Raw genomic sequence first — 17,245 nt, forward strand, 5'->3', positions numbered from 1 at the left:
CGGGCTTGTATGCGATATGTTGCACTCGATCGACAGCAACGACATCGCGACCGGGGCCCTTGAGTTTGGCGGCCATAATGGGTCCCGAACATGCCTTAGTGGTGTCGGTGGAGGCTATAGCGCGAAGATCGCATTGGTCCGGCAATTTCGGACCTTATCGACTCGCTCTCCATCCCAATGGTAGTCGAAGTGATCTGCCTGGACCGGAATATTCATGAGATCCGGCCAGAAGATAGCGACACATTCACCGCCTGCGCAACGCACGCTGCGATAGATGATTCCGTTCGCACCGCCGTCCCGGAGTCGTCGCCCCAAGGCCTGTGAAGCCTGGTAATCATCCGGGTCATGACAATGGTCGAGCGGCCTTGCATCATGCAGATCAAGATCGAGCCGGTTGACGAGCACGCGGAACTGCGAGGTCCACCCCGGATCCTCAGCGCTATTCGCCATCGTCACTCCGTGGTGATAGGCCGCCTCTCGAATGGCAACCTCCTCGCGATCACCGGCACTGTAGACACCATAGGTCCCATCGGTGAAGCGTCCCGGTCGGTCGGTGCTGACGTGGACAAACGGGGCCATGAGGTAGCTGGCACCGGGTCCGCTGGCGCGCCGCTCCGGCGGGACCAAATCGAGCTTGCCGATGTGATCCCAGATGCGTGGATTGGTCTTCGACTCCGCGGACGCCAGCGCTTCCCAGTCCTGCGGGTCCGCAATATCCTCGAAAAGGTCGATGGGGGGATGGATGGAGCGAATGATCCGGTAAGCCTTAGGCCAACGCACCCGAACGAGCGGAATGGCGTCGTTCACCAGCCGCTACGCTCCGCATCGAGATATGAACGCACGCGCGCCAACGAGAAGATATCACCCTGGGCCATGATCTCGACCGGGGTGCGTCCCTCAAAGGCTCGGTTCGACTTCTTCACCCAGGCGTATCCTCGCTCAGAATCGGAAAAGAGATAGCGCAGGCCTTTGTGAATCCCCATGAGCAGCGAAAGACGCGTCGCGAGGTCGCGGTCGATGCGCCCGAGTTCGCCGGCCTTCCATCGCGCATAGGTGCGTGCGGCGAGCCCCCCAAGGATTTCGCGCGCCTCGGCATCGGATATCTGCCACTTCTCAAAGAGGCGGGTCACGGCGCGCGCCATTGCCTCCGCCTCGCTGGCAGTGATCTGCGGCACGTCCGGAAGAGCGTGTGTGCGCGGAATTTCCTGTAGCACGGCGAACCTCCTTACGGCATAAATTAGGGACAAATACGCCATTTGGCAAGAGCTTTTGCTAGGCTTATAGTCATAAGCACCGCCTTTCTGCTGGACTTGAACAGACCGCCGATTTTAGCCAAAGCGGGTCCGCTTGCTGCGCGAGGGCTGAAAAGCCTGCTTGCGCGCAACCCGCCTCGCTCGTTCCGACAGGAATTCATACTGAGTCGAGTGTGTCGGTGCCGAGCGCAGAGGCCCGACGCAACAGTAGTGGCCGATCCGCCGAGGCACCTCCGGGCGTATAGTTGAGACGAAGCGGGTTGTGGCGTCGGCCAGCAGAGCTGGCTTTCGCAATTTGTACAACGCTACTGAATTTCTGAAACCAAATTGCCGGCTAGGCGAGGCTCAATATGCGTCGCGCGCGAGCAGCGTGCGGAGCATCGATCATCACGCCGTCAACGACAACCACACTCGTTCCCGCGCTGGAGAACGCAGCAAGCACCCTCTCGGCCCAAGCAATCTCTTCCGCGGACGGGCGAAAGACCTCGTTGATGACCGCGACCTGAGATGGATGGATCGCCGCCTTGGCGTCGAAGCCGTCGCGGCGCGCCTGAGCGGCCTCCGCCCACAAGCCGTCCGGATCACGAAAATCGGTGTACACTGCATCGATCGCGACAAGCCCCACGCGCTTCGCCGCCATCAGACACAGGTCGCGGGCGAGACGGAACGGACTACTGTATTCGCCAGATAGCAGACGATTGCCGGTCGATCCGAGGTCTGCCGCAAGATCCTCACTGCCCCAGAGCATGGCCTTCAGTCGCGGGTGACGCCAAGCATCCTGGGTAAGTGACAACGTTCCCGCCACTGTCTCTGTGGCAACGGTCATGACGCCGATCGAAGTTTGCCTGGATTCAAGCGGCGACAGCAGTGTGTCGAGCTGTTGCAGGTCCTCTGGGCCTTGTACCTTCGGCAACATCACGTAGTCAGGACACGCAGTCGCCGCAACGGCAATGTCATCCCTGCACCACTTCGTCCGCAAGCCGTTTATGCGGATAGCCGTCGCCGATTTGCCACGCTCTTGCCCGGCTAGATGCGCTGCCAGCATGGCGCGCGCCTCCGCTTTTGCCGACGGCGCCACCGCATCTTCGAGGTCGTAGATAATGACGTCAGCCTCGCTCGACCTCGCGTTTTCCAGCATGCGCGGCCGGTCAGCGGGCACGGACAGCAGCGAGCGCATGTCAAGCCGCGGCTGCCTTCGGACGCAGGCGCATGAGCGCCTGACGATCGCACACGCCGCACATCACACCGTCTTGATTGAACGCTTCATGGCGCAGCGTTACGATTCCTTCGCAGGGACGCGATTTGCTTTCGCGCTTGTCCAGCACCGTGGTGCGTATCTTGACCGTATCGCCCTCGAACAGCGGGTGCGGAAATTTTACGTCTGTCATGCCGAGGTTCGCGACCGTCGTTCCGAGCGTGGTGTCGTTGACCGACATACCGACCATGAGACCGAGCGTGAACAGGCTGTTGACCAGCGGACGCTTCCAGATGCTGCGCGCCGCCGCGGCATTATCGATGTGCACAGGCTGCGGGTTCATGGTGATGAGCGAGAACCACTTGTTGTCGGCCTCGGTAATGGTGCGTGTCCATTCGTGGTCAAATACCTGCCCTTTTTCGAATTCCTCAAACCACAAGCCAGCCATGTTTCACTCCTGTTCCAGGGGCACGATTTCGATAAGAGCCGCGCCGGCGGACACGGTGTCGCCGACTGCAACGTGAATTCGCCCGATCCGCCCATCGATCGAAGCCTTCAGGGTGTGCACGAGCTTCATAGCCTCGATCTGGGCGAGGCTGTCGCCCTTAGCGACGCTCGCGCCGGCATCGGCTAGTAGCGCGGCAATGATCCCGGGCAACGGCGCGATCAGGATGTTGTCGGACGCCGCCTCGACAGCGCTCGATCCGGCTTCATCCGTTGCAAAGCCGACGTGAGCATCCAGCGTCAGTCCGTTCAACGCAACGACGATTCGGTCTTCCTGCACACTGCTGGCAGCCCGCTCATGCCATACGACGTCGTTGCCATCGGCGAACATGGCGCGATATCCCCTGGCATCGACGCCGATGACGACCGCCGTCTCGCTACCGTCGTCGCGGACGAGCAGCTCGGCCTGCGCGGAACGGCGTTCACCCGTCACGCGAAACCCGCTTCGCCTGAGCCAGGGGCTTGCATCGCCACCCACGTTGCAGCGCGCCCAGTGGATCGCGGCAAGACCGCGAAGCTCGCGTAGACTGGTCGCGCCGGGAGACCATCCCCCTGGAAACTCGGCCTCCAGGAAATCCGTCGTCATCCCCCCGCGAACGAAGGCCGGACGCGCGACGACATCTCTCAGCATGCCGATATTCGTCGCAACCCCAAGCACCGCGGTCTCGGCTAGCGCCTTGCCGAGATTCGCGACCGCAGTTGCCCGATCTTCGCCATGAACGATCAGCTTGGCCACCATGCTGTCGTAGTGCAGGCTTATCTCCGAACCTTCGTCCACGCCGGTGTCGAAGCGCGCGCCCCGCGGCGTCTTCAACCCAACGATCCGGCCCGTCGCAGGCTGGAACGCTCGATCCGGCCGCTCGGTCGCGATGCGCGCCTCGATCGCATGACCGCGTGCGCGAATGTCTGCTTGCGAAGCCGGAAGCGCGAGCCCGGCCGCGACCCTGATCTGCCACTCGATCAGATCGATGCCGGTAACTTCTTCGGTGACCGGGTGTTCGACCTGCAGGCGCGTGTTCATCTCCAGAAACAGCGGCTCGTCGCTACCCGCTTCCATGACGAACTCGACCGTTCCCGCGGACGTGTAGCCAATCGCACGGCCGAGACGGATCGCGCGGTCGTAGAGCTTCGTACGCGCGACGTCCGACAGGTGCGGCGCCGGCGATTCCTCGAACACCTTCTGATTCTTGCGCTGAATGGAGCAGTCGCGCTCGAACAGATGAAGCAGCGTTCCCTTGCCGTCGCCGATGAGCTGCACCTCGATGTGGCGCGGATGCGGAACCAGCTTCTCTAGCAGGACCTTGTCGTCGCCGAACGCGGAGCGCGCTTCGGCTCTGGCCGACTGCAGTGCCTCCGCGAATTGCTCCATGCAGTCGACGCGCCGCATCCCTCGCCCGCCGCCGCCAGCGGACGCTTTGATGAGCAGCGGAAACCCGATGCGCTTCGCTTCGTTGGCCAGTCTTTCGACGGTCTGATCGGCGCCCAGATATCCAGCCACGGTCGGCACGCCCGCTGCGTCCGCGAGCTTCTTGGCCTCGATCTTCGATCCCATCGCCGCGATGACGTCGGCCGAGGGACCAATGAAGACCAACCCGGCTTCTTCGCAGGCGCGCGCGAACGCGGCATTTTCGGACAGGAAGCCGTACCCGGGATGAACCGCGTCGGCGCCACTCTCGCGCGCGGCGCCAATCATCGCCGCCACGTTCAGGTAACTCGCGCCGACCGCCGGCGGACCAATTCGTAGAGCCGCATCGGCCTGTCGCACATGCAGGGCATTTGCGTCGGCATCGGAATACACGGCGACGTTGCTGACACCGAGACGACGGCAGGTTCGCATGATGCGACAAGCTATCTCGCCGCGATTGGCGACGAGAATCCTGCGGATCGGTCGTGGAGCGGTGGCGAACGTCGTCATGATCACATCCGGTAGACCGCCCGATGCTCCTGCCTGAGCGGTTGCATCGCGCCGGTTGCAAGACACAGCGAAAGGACCGAGCGCGTGTCCGCTGGCGCAATGATTCCGTCGTCCCAGACGCGAGCGGTGCAGAAGTAAGGATCGGATTTTTCCGCGAACTGCCGCCGCAAATCGGCTTCGTAAGTGGCGAGTTCGTCCTCAGTTGCGGGGTTGCGCGAGATACTGGCGCGCCGCAGGTCCATGAGCACGGACGACCCGATGTCCGGGTTCATGCCGCCAAGCCGTGCATTCGGCCACATGAACATGAAGCGCGGTCTGAAGCCGCGCCCGCTCATACCGTAATTGCCGGCGCCATAGGAGCTGCCAGTCACCAGCGTATAGCGCGGTACGCGTGCGTTCGACACGGCGTAAACGAGCTTGGCCGAGTGCTTTGCGATCCCGCCACGCTCGGCGTCGGAGCCGACCATGAAGCCCGTGGTATTCTGCAGAAAGAGCAATGGAACATTACGCTGGTCGCTCAGCGCGATGAAATGAACGCCCTTGACTGTGCTGTGTGAGAACAGCACGCCGTTGTTCGCAATGATGCCAACGGGAAATCCATCGATGTGGGCAAAACCGCAGACCAGCGTTTCGCCGTACTGCGGCTTGAATTCGTGGAACTCGCTGCCGTCAGCAATGCGCGCGATGATCTCCCGCGGGTCGACGGGACGCGACAGATCGGCCCCGACGATTCCGCCGAGATCGGCTGGATCGTAAAGAGGCTCGCGGGGAGCGATACGCCCGGAGATCGGCTGCCGATAATTCAGTGCGCTGACGATGTCGCGAAGCTTGGCGATCGCTGCGCGCTCGTCGGCGGCGTAGTGATCGGATACACCTGACACGGTAGTGTGCATCAGCGCGCCACCGAGCGCATCGCGATCCACCACCTCGCTGATAGCGGCGCGCACGATCTGCGGGCCGCCGAGGTGAATGGAGGAGTTCGAGCCGACCATCACGAATTCGTCCGACAGCACGGGTATGTAGGCGCCGCCGGCCGTCGATTCTCCGAATACCGCGGCGACTTGCGGAATTCCCTCGGCGGACATCCGGCACTGGCGGTAGAACGTGCCGCCGAAGTGTTCTTGATCTGGAAAAACGTCCTCGAGGTTCTGCAGGTTGGCGCCACCGCAATCCACCAGATAGATGACGGGCAACCGGTTCTCGTGCGCAATGTCCTGCGCGCGAATGTGCTTGCGAACAGTCTCCTTGAAGAAGGATCCGCCCTTCACCGTCGCATCGTTGGCGATGATCATGCAGGTCGTGCCGCGAACGGTGCCGATCCCGGTGACGATGCCGGCCGACGGCAGCGAATTGTCGTAGATGCCCCAGCTCGCGAGCGGTGATAGCTCAAGGAATGGCGTCAACGGATCGACCAGCAGATCGATACGCTCGCGCACCGGGATCTTGTTGCGCTGGCGATGACGGGCAAGCATCTTCGCGCCGCCGCCGCCCAGCGCCCAGTCATATTTTGCGAGTAAGTCGGCGAGCAATCCTGCATAGGCCTGCGCATTGGCCCGAAATACTGGGTCACTCGGATCGCAGTTGCTCTTCAGCTTCGCCATTTCAGGGTACTCTTCGGATCGTTTGCTCGAGCATCATGTGCGTTAGTTGGAGCGGTCCTCGGCGATGGCAGTCGGATGGCCGAAGTCGCCGGCTTGCGCGATCGTGACCAAGCGATCGGCGCGTAGGCGCGTCAGAGTTTGAAAGCATTCTGCTACCTGGTCGGAGGAAAACGCCGCGCCTGCGGTGGGTAACAGTTCGAGAGTGATCGTCTCACGGTGCCCGATCTTGCCGATCCGTAGCCTCGCTTCGGCAAGGCCATCGACGCGATCGACCAGCAAGCGCAGGTGATCGGGATACACGAATATCTCGCGAATTTTTCGGGCGGCGCCCACGCGACCCTCGAGTGGTGCGAGGCGGTCGACACCGCCGTCTGGCGACAGGCTTTGCGCCCGGCCGAGATCGCCTGTGCCGAAGCGGATCAATGGCCAGCCCGGCGTCAGCGTCGTGACGACAACTTCGCCAATTTCGCCGACCGGCACCGGCGCGCCGGTGACCGGATCGCATATCTGGACGTAGCGGTCTTCGTGGATTCGGTAGCTGGCGTCGTCACCTGTCTCGTAGCCGATCAGTCCGAAGTCCGCGGTGCCGTAGCAGGACCAAGTCTTGAGGGCGAATTCGCTTTCGATCGCACGCCGCTTGGCCGACCAGTCTCCGAACTCGCCGCCGAGGAAGGCATGTCGAAGCCCCCAATCGCGCGGCAGGACATGTCCGCTCTTTCTAAGCTGTTCGACCAACGTTGCGAAGAAAGCCGTGCTGCCGAGGAAGACCGTCGGTTTCAACCTCACCAAAAGCTCGGCCTGTAGTTCGGTATTTCCGGTCCCACCCGGAATGACCGTGACGCCGGCGGCGCGCAATCCGCGATCGAACAGAAGGCCGGCCGGCACGAGGTGATAGGCCCACGTGTTCAGAGCGACATCGCCTGCCCTGACTCCGGCGGCACGGACCATCATGTCCATGCCGTGGCCGCCGCTATCGGCGGCAGGAGACGGCTCGCAGATGGGTCCCGGCGAGACATAGATATGACCGAGTTCGGCAACATCGCAGGCAAGGAAGCCGCCGAACGGCGGGTCCTGCGCCTGCATCGCCAGCAACGTTTCCTTCTTCAGCACGGCAAGGCGGTTGAGCGCGTCGGCGGAGGTGAAATCGGCCGCGCTCAGCCCGGCCTCGGCAAAACGCCGCGCCAGCGCCGGCGCCTTCCTCTCCGCGTCGGCGTAGACAGTGCGCAGGCGCGCGAAACGGTCGCGATCGTTACTCATCCAAGCCACCGTTTGCGGCGCCGGTAGTGCTTGATGTTCTCGAAGCGGTTTCGCCCGTCGGCTCCCGCATAGCCGAGGTAGAACTCCTGAACATCCTGATTGTTTTCGAGTTGTGCGCGCGTTCCGTGCAGGACGACGCGCCCGCCATCCATCACATAGCCGTAGTCGCATTGGCCGATCGCCGCGCGTGCGTTTTGTTCGACGAGGAGAATCGTCAGACCCTCTTCGCGCTTGATGCGCCCGATAATCTCGAACAGTTGCTCGACCAGGATCGGCGCAAGGCCCATCGAAGGTTCGTCGAGCATCAACAATTTGGGCCGCGCAAGCAGCGCTCGCCCGATCAGCAGCATCTGCATCTCCCCGCCGGACAAATAACCAGCAGTTCGTTTCAGGAGCGCGGGCAGCCGTGGAAAATACCCGAAGACCCGTTGGAGATCGTCCTTTACCGCTTTCTGGTCGGAGCGACGGTGCGCACCGACCAGCAGATTCTGTTCGACGGTCAGATGCTCAAGCACCTTTCTCCCCTCCATCACCTGAACAATGCCCCGGCCGAAGATGTCGGTCGGAGCGCCGTTGGTAATGTCCGCTCCGTCGAAGTGAACCCTGCCGGCAGTGACCTTGCCGAGATCGCTGCGCAGCAGGCCGGAGATCGCCTTGAGCGTGGTCGTCTTGCCCGCGCCATTCGAGCCCAGCAAAACGGCCATCTTGCCGTCGGGCACCTCCAGGTTCGCAGAACGCAGAACATGGATGACCCCGCCGTAGACGACGTCGACGTTGGAGAGGACCAGGCTCATGGGCGCCTCAGGCTTCCGCTACCACTTCGCCAAGGCAGGAACCGTCATCCAGCCGTTGCCGAAGGCTTCAATCTTTCCGCTCTTCACGACCTCGGCGCTGGCCTTGATCTCGCCGATGGGGAACGGGGCGGATGCGTCGAAGTCAAGGGTCGGCAGAGAACCGAGCAATTCCTCTTCAGTGAACTTGTTGTCGAGGAGCGCATTGCGCATCGCCTCACCCGTCACCTTGTCGGCACCGACCTTGGCAATCGCCTTCTCCAGCACGCGGAACGCGAGCAGCGCCTGCGCGGCGGACTGCGCCGTGATCAAGCCCCACTTTCCTTCCTTCTTATACGCATCGTAGGCCTTTTCGATCGGCAGGCCGGGACGCTCGGGCGGAGCGAAGGAAAAGGCAGAGAACGAGCCTTCGATGCTCGCAAGATCGATGCCCTTGGCCACCTCGGTCAGGCCGTTGTGGGTCGATGCGACGATCGGGATCTTGACCCCAAGTTCGCCCATCGCCTTGGCGGCGGCGACGACCTGGACTGTCGTGCCGCCGATCAGCAGCACGTCCGGATTGCCCGCGGCAAGCGTGCGGACGTTAGCCGCTAGCGACACCGGTGAGGTTTCGACCCACTGCGTCTCCAGCACCTCGAAGCGGTCGGGGTAGGTGGCCGCGAGCTTTCGGACACCATTCACCTGATCGACGAAGCCAGCTTGGTTCTGGGTGCTAATCGGGCCGATCACCAGCTTCTTTTTCTTCTGCTCTTGCAACGTCGAAAACAGCCCTGCAAACTCATGGCTATAGGTTGGGCGGATCGAATAGTGCCATCCGTCCGGAACCCAAACGACGCCGACCATTGCAGTCCCGATCAGCATCGGCACCTTGTCGCTCGGCAGGCGCTTCATCAGCGTTACGAGATCGGGCGATCCGAATCCAAGATGCATAATCGGCTTATCGCTCGCCAGGATCGCAGGCCAAGTCTTCGCGATCTGCGCCGAGTCGTAGCGCATGTCGTAGATCTTGATCTTCACGTTGACGCCGAGCTTCTGGCCGACTTCCTTATTCCACCAATCCGCCATAGCGTTGATTCCCGACATCGCGTTGGGCATCACGTCGGCAAACGGACCGGAATAGTCGGCGCTGGCACTGAAAACGTATTCCGCCGCTGACGCGGAGACGCTGGAGACAGCCATCATGGCCGCAGCGATGAAACTCGTCTTAAGTTTCATGTCACTCCTCCCTAGTTTTTATCAATCTGAGTTGCAGTCACGGCACTTCAATTGCGTGGAAACGGCCAAAGCTGGAACGTGGTCCGCAGCACCGCCCAGCGGTGCGCTAGCCCGCGCGGTTCGAAGATAAGAGCGATCAGAATGCAGCCACCGAGGACGATCGACGTGAGCGCAAACAGGAGCCCACCACTCGCGCCGGATTGCATCAGCGTATTGGCGACGTCGTGCAGCGTCTCTTGCAAGAGCGTGATGAACACGACACCGAGGATCGCGCCGAGCGGACTGTGGGCGCCGCCGACGATGAGCATGCCGAGATACCAGACAGAGGCAAACAACGTGAAGCTCGACACCGTCACGAACTGGAGAAAATAGGCAGTGCAGGCGCCGGCGACGCCGGCGAACAGCGAGCCGACGAAGAACGACATCACCTTGATGCGGAACACGGGCACGCCCATAACCTCCGCAACCACGTCGTTGTCGCGTACCGCCAACATTGCCCGTCCAAAGCGCGAACGGCCAAGATTGAACGCCGCAACCGTCAGCAGTGCGGCAAGCGCCAGGGTGAAGTAGTAGAAATGGATCGGCGCGCCGAGCGTCAACGTTCCGAAGCGGATCGGCTCCACCGGCATGCCGACCAGGCCGCCGAGCCATTCCATCGGCAGCGCAAGGATTATGATCGGAAAGACAACCTGCGCGGCGAGCGTTGTTAGCGCGAGATAGAACCCCTTTACGCGCGCGGCGGGGAGCGCGAACAGGATCGACGTCAGACCGGCCATCAGAGCGGCGAGCGGAATCACGATGAAGAACGGAAGGCCGTAGCCAGACAGCTTCGCCGCAGCAAATGCGCCGACACCCACGAAGGCCGATTGCGCGACGTTGATCTGCCCGGCCATACCGACGGTGACGTAGAGCCCGTAGACGGCCATCAGCGTGATGAACATGTGCGAGAAGACGCCGAGCATGTAAGGGCCGGCGACGGCCGGATAGCCAACCAGCGCACAGGCGAGGACGACGAGCCAGGCGCGGGATCGCGTGGTCCGCAGAACCGCGGATTCCTGAGTGTACTTCAGCGATTGAACCCCGGTCGGCAGCATGGTCGTCAAAGTCTCTCGATCTTTTTCCAGCCGAACAGGCCTTGCGGGCGGATGAGCAGAACGACGATCATCACCAGGTAGGGCAGTACGCCGGACGCGGCGCCATTAGTGAGCGGATCCAGGTACGCCATGGCGAGAACCTCGCCGAGGCCGATCAGGATGCCGGCGAGGGGCGCGCCGCGGATGGATTCGAGGCCGCCGAGCAAAGCGACCGGCAGCGCCTTGAAGCCGATCTGCGCTACGTCCAGCGAAACAATCCGCCCCGAAAGCAACACCACCGCGGCGCAGGTTGCGACCACAGTGCCGAGGATCCAGGCGACCGCAATCGCCCAGCGCACCGACACGCCGAGCGAGAGTGCAATGTCGTGGCTCTCGGCGACGGCGGCGAGGCGCAGCCCCTGGCGCGTGCGCGTGAAGAACGCATGCAGACCGAAGGCCACCACCAGCGTGAACGCGCCACCGATAAACAGGCGCGTATTGATCAGGAAGGGACCAACCATGAAACCGCCCTCGGGCAGGATCACTGGGAACGGCCGCGTTGCGGCTGTCCAGCCGAGTTGCGCGAGGCCGCGCAAAAGGATCAGTAGCGCAATGCTGGCCATAAAGATCGCGAACGCCGGTTGACTGATGAGCGGACGGAATACGAGCCGTTCCAGCGCAAGGCCAAACAGCACGCAGAACGCCAAAGTCGCGACGAGGCTTGCCAGCAACGGCAGCCCGTAGCCGAACTGCGTCAACCCCAGCGTGAAAGTCCACAAAACCAGCGCGCCGAAGACCAGCACCTCGCCCTGCGCGAGGTTGACGATCCGTGACGCGCGATAGATGACGACGAACGATATGGCGACAAGTCCGTAGACGAGCCCCACCATCACCCCTTCAATCAGCAGCTGAACAAGCGCGGTCACGGCAGCGCCTCCAGGGTGTTGAGAGCGACATCCGCGCGCAGCCTGCTCGTCGATCCATCCTGATAGCGCACCTCAATCTCGGTAGGCAGCGTGGGACTGCCGCGATAGAGCCCTTCGATCATCGCAGCATAGCGCCGATGTATCTGCTCTCGACGAAGCTTGCGCGAACGGGTGAGTTCCGCCTCGTCAGCGTCCAGTTCCTTCGGCAGGTTGGCGAAAGCCGCCACGCGCGCCGGCGCGTCGACCAGCCGGTTGACGTCGCGGATCGTGCGGGCGACTTCCTCGCGAATGGCCGGCAGCTGGCTGAGTTCGGGAAACGTCCCGAACGCCAGGCCGTGCAGTTCGGCGAACCTTCCCGCAATCTCGGCGTCGATGTTGACGAGCGCCACCACGCGGTCCCTGCTCTCATCGCCAATGACGATCGCGTCGCGGATCATCGAGGAAGCTCGCAGCCGGTTCTCGATGAACTGCGGCGGATAGGCGTGACCGCCCTTCAGCTTGCGCAGGTCCTTCAGCCTATCGAGGAACAGAAGTTCGCCGCTTTCGTCGAGGCGAACAGCGTCGCCGGTGTGATAGCCCTCATCCCACGCACCAACACCGGATGTCGCCTCGGCATCGTTCAGATAGCCGTCGAACGCCAGCACCTTCAGGCGAAGTTGCCCCTGCTCGTCGATCCAACCCTCGATGGGTTCGGCGATCGTCGGATCGGATGGCATCAGCGAACCCATCGTATGCGGGCTCTTGCTGCCCGGGCGATGGGTCGAGATCAGTCCGAGCTCGGTGGATCCGTAGAGATTGCCGAGCGGGATGCCAAAGGCACGGAAGCGTTCGAATAGCTCTCCGGAGAGGCCCGAACCGCCGGACAGCACCGCGCGGGCTCGCGTGAGCCCCAGCAATTCACGGATGCCACTGAGAATGAGCAGGTCGGCCAGGGGATGCAGCGCGATTCTCTCGAACCAGCCGTCCTCGCGACGCACGCGTTTCAGGCCCTGCCCTAGGCCCCATTGATAGAGCCGGCGGCGCATCGGGCCGGCGTCCATCATACGCGCCTCGATGTTGGAAGCCTGCATCTCCCACTGGCGCGGCGTGAACATCAGGAACTCGGGGCCGACCTCGCGTAGGTCGCGTTGGACGGTCTCGGGCTTCTCCGCGAAATGCACGACCAGCGGGGCAAGTAGCGGTAGCGCGACGCCGAAGAACTGCTCCGCAGCCCACGCCGGCGAGATGTAGGAGAGGTAGTTGCCGCCTGGTTTGACGTCGAGCGCACCGAGCAGGCGGTGCGCGTTGTCGAGGATGAAGGCGTGCGACAGCATGGCCGCCTTCGGCCGTCCGGTCGTACCCGACGTGTAGCAATAGACGGCAATGTTGCGCGCCGCTCCTGCGGCGATCTCGCCGCTCACCCAGGCGTCGTCGCGATGACCGTTGCCGGCATCGAGCAGCGTCTTGATCGCGACGAGCTTCGGCTCGGCGTAGTTCCACAGGCCGCGTCCGTCGAAGTAGATGATGCGCCGGACGTGCGTGGCGGCTGTCATGCAGCCTAGGATCTTGTCGACCTGTTCCTGATCCTCGCCGACGACCATCGCCGCGCGGGCATGAGTGAGGGCATATCCGAGCTCATCTGCCGTCGCATCGGGATAAACGCTGACGGTGATCGCACCGATTGCGTGCGCAGCCAGTTCCAGCAGGTACTGCTCCTCGACGTTCTCCGAGATGATGGCCAGAACCTCGCCACGCTGAAGGCCGAGAGCAGCAAGGCCTCGCGCCGAACACTTCACCCGGTCGTAGACCCACTCCCAGGACCGCGTGTGCCAGATGCCCGCACGCTTCGACTTCAGCGCTGTCCGCTCACCGAACTCGTTGGCGTTGTCCCGCAAGATCTGCGGCAGCGTCCTGCCCTGCGACTGGCGCTCGGTCGCGACATGTTCCGCCTTTAGCGCAGCTAGGCTCATGACTTCGCTCCGCCGAGGTAGGCTGCAATCACACGCGGATTGTCCGAAACTTCGGCCGGAGTTCCACTGGCGATGACCTCTCCGAAGTCGACGACGGTCACCCGATCCGAGATCGCCATCACCACTTCCATGTCGTGCTCGACCAGAACGACGGGAATCTTCAATCCTTCGCGGATATCGAGAATGAAGCGAGCCAGATCGCCTTTCTCCTCGGTGCTCATGCCGGCCATCGGTTCGTCCATGATCAAGACCTTCGGCTCGAGCGCAAGCGCGCGGCCAAGATCCACGCGCTTGCGGATGCCGTAAGGCATGTCGCCGACGACGGCGTGACGCATCTCTTCGAGTTCGAGGAAGCCTATGATCGCTTCCGCCTTCGCGGTGAACGTTTCCTCCTCGTGCCGGACCGCGCCCCAGTAGCAGAGGCCGCCGATGAAGCCCGTACGCATGCGCGCGTGAAACCCCGACAGGATGTTCTCGCGCGCCGTCATCGAAGAGTAGGTCTGGATGCCTTGGAACGTTCGGCCAATGCCGAGCGCGGCTCGCCTGTGCGGCTTGAGACCTGAGATATCCTTACTGCAGAACCGCACGGAGCCGGCTTGCGGGCGATAAAATCCGGATAGGCAATTGAGCAGGCTAGACTTGCCGGCGCCGTTCGGGCCGATTACCGCGTGGATCTGTCCTTCGTCGACGCGCAACGATACCGAGCGGAGCGCATGAATTGCGCCGAATCGCAGGCTCAGGCTGTCTGCCTCTAGCACCGTTCGCTCGTGCGCAACGCCGCTCATGCAACACTCCCGATCGCGCCGCGACCACGTCGCGCGCGCTACATGTTCATGTCGTGAAGTCCCGAACGGACACCGGCCTCCGAACCGGCGCCCGCGGTTCGGCAGCTAAAATGTAACGTCCAGTCCGCACTCACGCGCGATCAAGAGCGTCTGGATCTGCGACGAGCCGTCGCCGATCGTGCAGACCCTGTTGTCGCGCAGGTAGCGCGAAACGGGACAATCATCCATGAACCCCCAACCGCCATGAACCTGGATCGCCATGTTGGCGACCTCAGAGCCGGTCTCGGTTGCGTGAAGCTTGGCCATCGACAGCGCCTTCAAATCCTCGCGGCCCACATCGACAAGCCACGCAGCGCGGTAGGTGACGAGGCGAGCGCTGTCGACCTTGAGCGCCATCTTCGCGACCATTTCTTGCACGAGCTGCAGCCGTCCGATGCTTCCGCCAAACGCCTGCCGCGATTTTGCATAGGCGATCGAATGATCGAGACTTGCTTGCGCCAGACCGAGCGAGCACGCGGCAAGAAAAAGGCGTGCGGCCTGATAGCCTTTGTGCAACACCCAGCGGCCACCATGCACTTTGCCGACGATTGCCGTCTCAGGCAGCCGGCAATCGTCGAGATACAGCGGACGCGTATCGGAAGACCGCCAACCCATCTTTCGATACTTTTTTCCGCGCGTGTATCCCTTTGTGTCGCTTGGCACCAGAAACAGCGTGTACTGCTTCTTCGCCTCACTTTTTGGGCTCGACACACACAGGATGAGCGCAAAGGACGAAATGTCGGTCCCGGGATTGGTGATGTAGGCTTTCTCGCCGCCGAGCGACCATATGCCGCCGCCGAGATCTGTCGCACGCGTCTTAAATCCCGCCGTATCGCTACCCGCATCGGGCTCGGTCCCAGCGATCGAACAGATCTTGCGACCGGCAATGATGTCCGGCAGCCAAGTCTTCTTTTGCTCATCTGTTCCGAAGCGGGCAACGGTCAGCCCGGTTGCGATCGAGACCATCGTCGACACGGCAATCGATTGATCCGCGCGGGCTAGCTCTTCGATTGCTAGCACCGCTTCGAATACGCCGAGACCGAGCCCCCCGAGATCCTGCGGGAACGGAATCGACATTACGCCCAGGTCGCCAATCTTACGGAACAGATCGGTCGGAAAAACTCCGTCGTGGTCAAGCTGCTCCGCGCGTGGCGCAATTTCCGCCTGCGCGAACTCCCGAACGCGCTCTTGGAGCGCTTGCTGGTCCGGTGTCAGATCGAAATGCACTACAACCTCCCCTGTCGAACGCGCCTCTTCGGGACGCTTTACGCTGTCATTTGTGGATGTTGGCCGTGAGCTCCTTACTGGGCTTCGCCGCAAGCCCTCTCGTCGCCATTTCGATCAAGGCATTCGCAACCTCGTCGGCCGACCACGCGCCCTCCGGCGAATACCACTTCGTCACCCAATGAACGGCGCCGAGCAGCATGAACATCGCCAGCTTCGGGTTCAGCGGCAGAATGCTGCCGTCGGCGATTCCCTCGCGAACAAGGCGACGCATTCGCTCCTCAAAATCGTCACGCAGAGCAATGATATGCTTAGCCTGTTTCCCCGTTAGCGCATTCTCTTCGAGAATAAGCACAGGCACGCCCATGGCGCCGATCATCTCCCGTAGATAGCCGGCCATGCCTATCTGGATTTTCTCTAGGCCGTTGCGCCCTTCAGCCTCGCCTCTGTCCATGCTCTCGCGGGCTATTTCCATGGCCTCTTCATGACATGCATACAGCAGGTCCTGCTTGCTCTGGACGTAACGGTAGAGCGCGGCTTTGGTCACGCCGAGCCGTTCCGCGACGTCATCGAGTGTCGCTCCGTGGCTGCCCCGCCGGTTGAAAACCTTGGCGGCCTCTCGAACGATCGCCTTGCGCTTCGTTTCGAGCAGTTCTTCGCGGTCTGGAAGGGCATTCGCCCAGCGGGGCATCGTCGTTCCTTTCAGCGGCTGCGTCGGTGAAACGTACTGGTTACTTATGTCACTGTCAATTTGTTTAAGTAACGTTGCGGTAACGTGTGTAAAGATGGCGAAGGCTCACTGGATGCAGTGATATTGACCAAAATGGCGGAGCGAGAAATATGGGCGGTCCCCTGGAAAGACTACGCGTCGTCGAGATGCCGGCGATCGGTCGGAATGCTGCTCGCGGAATTGGCGCGGCGCGCTTGAGAGATGTTATCAGTCGACAACACCTCACGACCTGAACCTGCGGCAGGCTTTCGAACGTATCTGAGGTGGAGCCCCGCAAACGAGGCACTCCAGCGTCTTGGCAAGATCGCTTCAGTCATGACCTTCCGGCAATCAACGTTTGATACGGTCGGCGTAGCTACGGCTGCCAACTTACGTCTCGATGCCCCAAAAGAATTGACGTGGGACTGGCTGCTCATCATGGCATTCTTCACGCCGTAAGCACCCGGTAGAGGCCGCCTGGCGGAGGTGAGCGCGGGCTGGAAGTCATAGGACTATTTCTAGGGATAGTCCTATGACGAACGGGCCGGTCGAGGTGATCACGTCGGTTCAGCGGCGGCGGCGCTGGTCTTCGGAGGAGAAGCGACGGATTGTAGCTGCGGCGATCGAACCCGGAGCCGTCGCATCCGAGGTGGCACGGGCGGACATGATTCATGTGAGCTAATTGTTTCGCTGGTGGCAAGAACTGTGCGGGCCTGCGCGCGAGACGCCTGAGTTTGCGCCGGTGGCAGTCGTGCCGGACGCCGCGGCTTCGAGCATGATCGAGATCGAGTTCGCGAGCGGAGCCCGCA

The 17,245-nt window shown here is 62.2% G+C and carries 16 protein-coding genes; 1 reads left to right on the top strand and 15 read right to left on the bottom strand.

The window, feature by feature from the left end; all coding sequences use genetic code 11:
* Positions 1–114: 114 nt before the first annotated feature.
* The 15 genes from RCO31_RS07000 to RCO31_RS07070 all read right to left on the bottom strand — a co-directional run bounded on the left by RCO31_RS07000 (position 115) and on the right by RCO31_RS07070 (position 16,418).
* The gene (locus tag RCO31_RS07000) at positions 115–810 is read right to left on the bottom strand and encodes an RES family NAD+ phosphorylase (protein ID WP_374991444.1); all 696 of its coding nucleotides are present in this window, start codon (positions 808–810) and stop codon (positions 115–117) included.
* Positions 804–1,214, bottom strand: coding sequence for an MbcA/ParS/Xre antitoxin family protein (locus tag RCO31_RS07005; RefSeq protein ID WP_308967525.1), 411 nt, complete (start codon positions 1,212–1,214; stop codon positions 804–806). The genes RCO31_RS07000 and RCO31_RS07005 overlap by 7 nt, the downstream gene beginning before the upstream one ends.
* A gap of 373 nt (positions 1,215–1,587) precedes the next feature.
* A complete protein-coding gene (locus RCO31_RS07010) occupies positions 1,588–2,430 on the bottom strand; it encodes a CoA ester lyase (protein WP_308967526.1) in 843 nt (280 codons plus the stop codon).
* 1 nt (position 2,431) lies between these two features.
* Positions 2,432–2,896 carry a MaoC family dehydratase gene (locus tag RCO31_RS07015; protein ID WP_308967527.1) on the bottom strand — a complete coding sequence of 155 codons (465 nt, stop codon included), beginning with the start codon at positions 2,894–2,896 and terminating at the stop codon, positions 2,432–2,434.
* A gap of 3 nt (positions 2,897–2,899) precedes the next feature.
* Positions 2,900–4,867 carry a biotin carboxylase N-terminal domain-containing protein gene (locus tag RCO31_RS07020; protein ID WP_308967528.1) on the bottom strand — a complete coding sequence of 656 codons (1,968 nt, stop codon included), beginning with the start codon at positions 4,865–4,867 and terminating at the stop codon, positions 2,900–2,902.
* 2 nt (positions 4,868–4,869) lie between these two features.
* Positions 4,870–6,468 carry a carboxyl transferase domain-containing protein gene (locus RCO31_RS07025; RefSeq protein ID WP_308967529.1) on the bottom strand — a complete coding sequence of 533 codons (1,599 nt, stop codon included), beginning with the start codon at positions 6,466–6,468 and terminating at the stop codon, positions 4,870–4,872.
* A 42-nt stretch (positions 6,469–6,510) separates the two neighbouring features.
* Positions 6,511–7,725 (bottom strand): hypothetical protein, encoded by a 1,215-nt coding sequence (locus tag RCO31_RS07030; RefSeq protein WP_308967530.1) that lies wholly within the window; start codon positions 7,723–7,725, stop codon positions 6,511–6,513.
* Positions 7,722–8,519 (bottom strand): ABC transporter ATP-binding protein, encoded by a 798-nt coding sequence (locus tag RCO31_RS07035; RefSeq protein ID WP_308967531.1) that lies wholly within the window; start codon positions 8,517–8,519, stop codon positions 7,722–7,724. Before RCO31_RS07035 ends, RCO31_RS07030 begins: the two co-directional genes overlap by 4 nt.
* 18 nt (positions 8,520–8,537) lie before the next feature.
* Positions 8,538–9,731 carry an ABC transporter substrate-binding protein gene (locus RCO31_RS07040; RefSeq protein WP_308967532.1) on the bottom strand — a complete coding sequence of 398 codons (1,194 nt, stop codon included), beginning with the start codon at positions 9,729–9,731 and terminating at the stop codon, positions 8,538–8,540.
* 47 nt (positions 9,732–9,778) lie between these two features.
* Positions 9,779–10,825 carry a branched-chain amino acid ABC transporter permease gene (locus RCO31_RS07045; RefSeq protein ID WP_308967533.1) on the bottom strand — a complete coding sequence of 349 codons (1,047 nt, stop codon included), beginning with the start codon at positions 10,823–10,825 and terminating at the stop codon, positions 9,779–9,781.
* Between the two features lie 5 nt (positions 10,826–10,830).
* Positions 10,831–11,730: a branched-chain amino acid ABC transporter permease gene (locus RCO31_RS07050; protein WP_308967534.1), complete on the bottom strand. Its 900-nt coding sequence runs from the start codon at positions 11,728–11,730 to the stop codon at positions 10,831–10,833.
* On the bottom strand, positions 11,727–13,679 hold the full coding sequence (locus tag RCO31_RS07055; RefSeq protein ID WP_308967535.1) for an AMP-binding protein: 1,953 nt from the start codon (positions 13,677–13,679) through the stop codon (positions 11,727–11,729). Before RCO31_RS07055 ends, RCO31_RS07050 begins: the two co-directional genes overlap by 4 nt.
* Complete coding sequence (locus RCO31_RS07060) at positions 13,676–14,464, bottom strand: ABC transporter ATP-binding protein (protein ID WP_308967536.1); 789 nt, start codon at positions 14,462–14,464, stop codon at positions 13,676–13,678. Before RCO31_RS07060 ends, RCO31_RS07055 begins: the two co-directional genes overlap by 4 nt.
* 105 nt (positions 14,465–14,569) lie before the next feature.
* On the bottom strand, positions 14,570–15,730 hold the full coding sequence (locus RCO31_RS07065) for an acyl-CoA dehydrogenase family protein (protein ID WP_308967537.1): 1,161 nt from the start codon (positions 15,728–15,730) through the stop codon (positions 14,570–14,572).
* A gap of 46 nt (positions 15,731–15,776) precedes the next feature.
* The gene (locus tag RCO31_RS07070) at positions 15,777–16,418 is read right to left on the bottom strand and encodes a TetR/AcrR family transcriptional regulator (RefSeq protein ID WP_308967538.1); all 642 of its coding nucleotides are present in this window, start codon (positions 16,416–16,418) and stop codon (positions 15,777–15,779) included.
* Positions 16,419–16,968: 550 nt separating this feature from the next.
* On the opposite strand from RCO31_RS07070, the gene RCO31_RS34680 reads away from it, so the two are divergent.
* Positions 16,969–17,118, top strand: coding sequence for a transposase (locus tag RCO31_RS34680; RefSeq protein ID WP_374991438.1), 150 nt, complete (start codon positions 16,969–16,971; stop codon positions 17,116–17,118).
* Positions 17,119–17,245: the final 127 nt, after the last annotated feature.

This window comes from Bradyrhizobium sp. LHD-71 (assembly GCF_031157255.1).
Taxonomy (GTDB): Bacteria; Pseudomonadota; Alphaproteobacteria; order Rhizobiales; family Xanthobacteraceae; genus P52-10.

What these genes read in the sequence shown, in the direction of transcription:
- RCO31_RS07010 (WP_308967526.1), bottom strand. Translation starts at nt 2,430, where the DNA reads ATGCGCTCGCTGCTGTCCGTGCCCGCTGACCGGCCGCGCATGCTGGAA.
- RCO31_RS07015 (WP_308967527.1), bottom strand. Translation starts at nt 2,896, where the DNA reads ATGGCTGGCTTGTGGTTTGAGGAATTCGAAAAAGGGCAGGTATTTGAC.
- RCO31_RS07020 (WP_308967528.1), bottom strand. Translation starts at nt 4,867, where the DNA reads ATGACGACGTTCGCCACCGCTCCACGACCGATCCGCAGGATTCTCGTC.
- RCO31_RS07025 (WP_308967529.1), bottom strand. Translation starts at nt 6,468, where the DNA reads ATGGCGAAGCTGAAGAGCAACTGCGATCCGAGTGACCCAGTATTTCGG.
- RCO31_RS07030 (WP_308967530.1), bottom strand. Translation starts at nt 7,725, where the DNA reads ATGAGTAACGATCGCGACCGTTTCGCGCGCCTGCGCACTGTCTACGCC.
- RCO31_RS07035 (WP_308967531.1), bottom strand. Translation starts at nt 8,519, where the DNA reads ATGAGCCTGGTCCTCTCCAACGTCGACGTCGTCTACGGCGGGGTCATC.
- RCO31_RS07040 (WP_308967532.1), bottom strand. Translation starts at nt 9,731, where the DNA reads ATGAAACTTAAGACGAGTTTCATCGCTGCGGCCATGATGGCTGTCTCC.
- RCO31_RS07045 (WP_308967533.1), bottom strand. Translation starts at nt 10,825, where the DNA reads ATGCTGCCGACCGGGGTTCAATCGCTGAAGTACACTCAGGAATCCGCG.
- RCO31_RS07055 (WP_308967535.1), bottom strand. Translation starts at nt 13,679, where the DNA reads ATGAGCCTAGCTGCGCTAAAGGCGGAACATGTCGCGACCGAGCGCCAG.
- RCO31_RS07060 (WP_308967536.1), bottom strand. Translation starts at nt 14,464, where the DNA reads ATGAGCGGCGTTGCGCACGAGCGAACGGTGCTAGAGGCAGACAGCCTG.
- RCO31_RS07070 (WP_308967538.1), bottom strand. Translation starts at nt 16,418, where the DNA reads ATGCCCCGCTGGGCGAATGCCCTTCCAGACCGCGAAGAACTGCTCGAA.
- RCO31_RS34680 (WP_374991438.1), top strand. Translation starts at nt 16,969, where the DNA reads ATGACGAACGGGCCGGTCGAGGTGATCACGTCGGTTCAGCGGCGGCGG.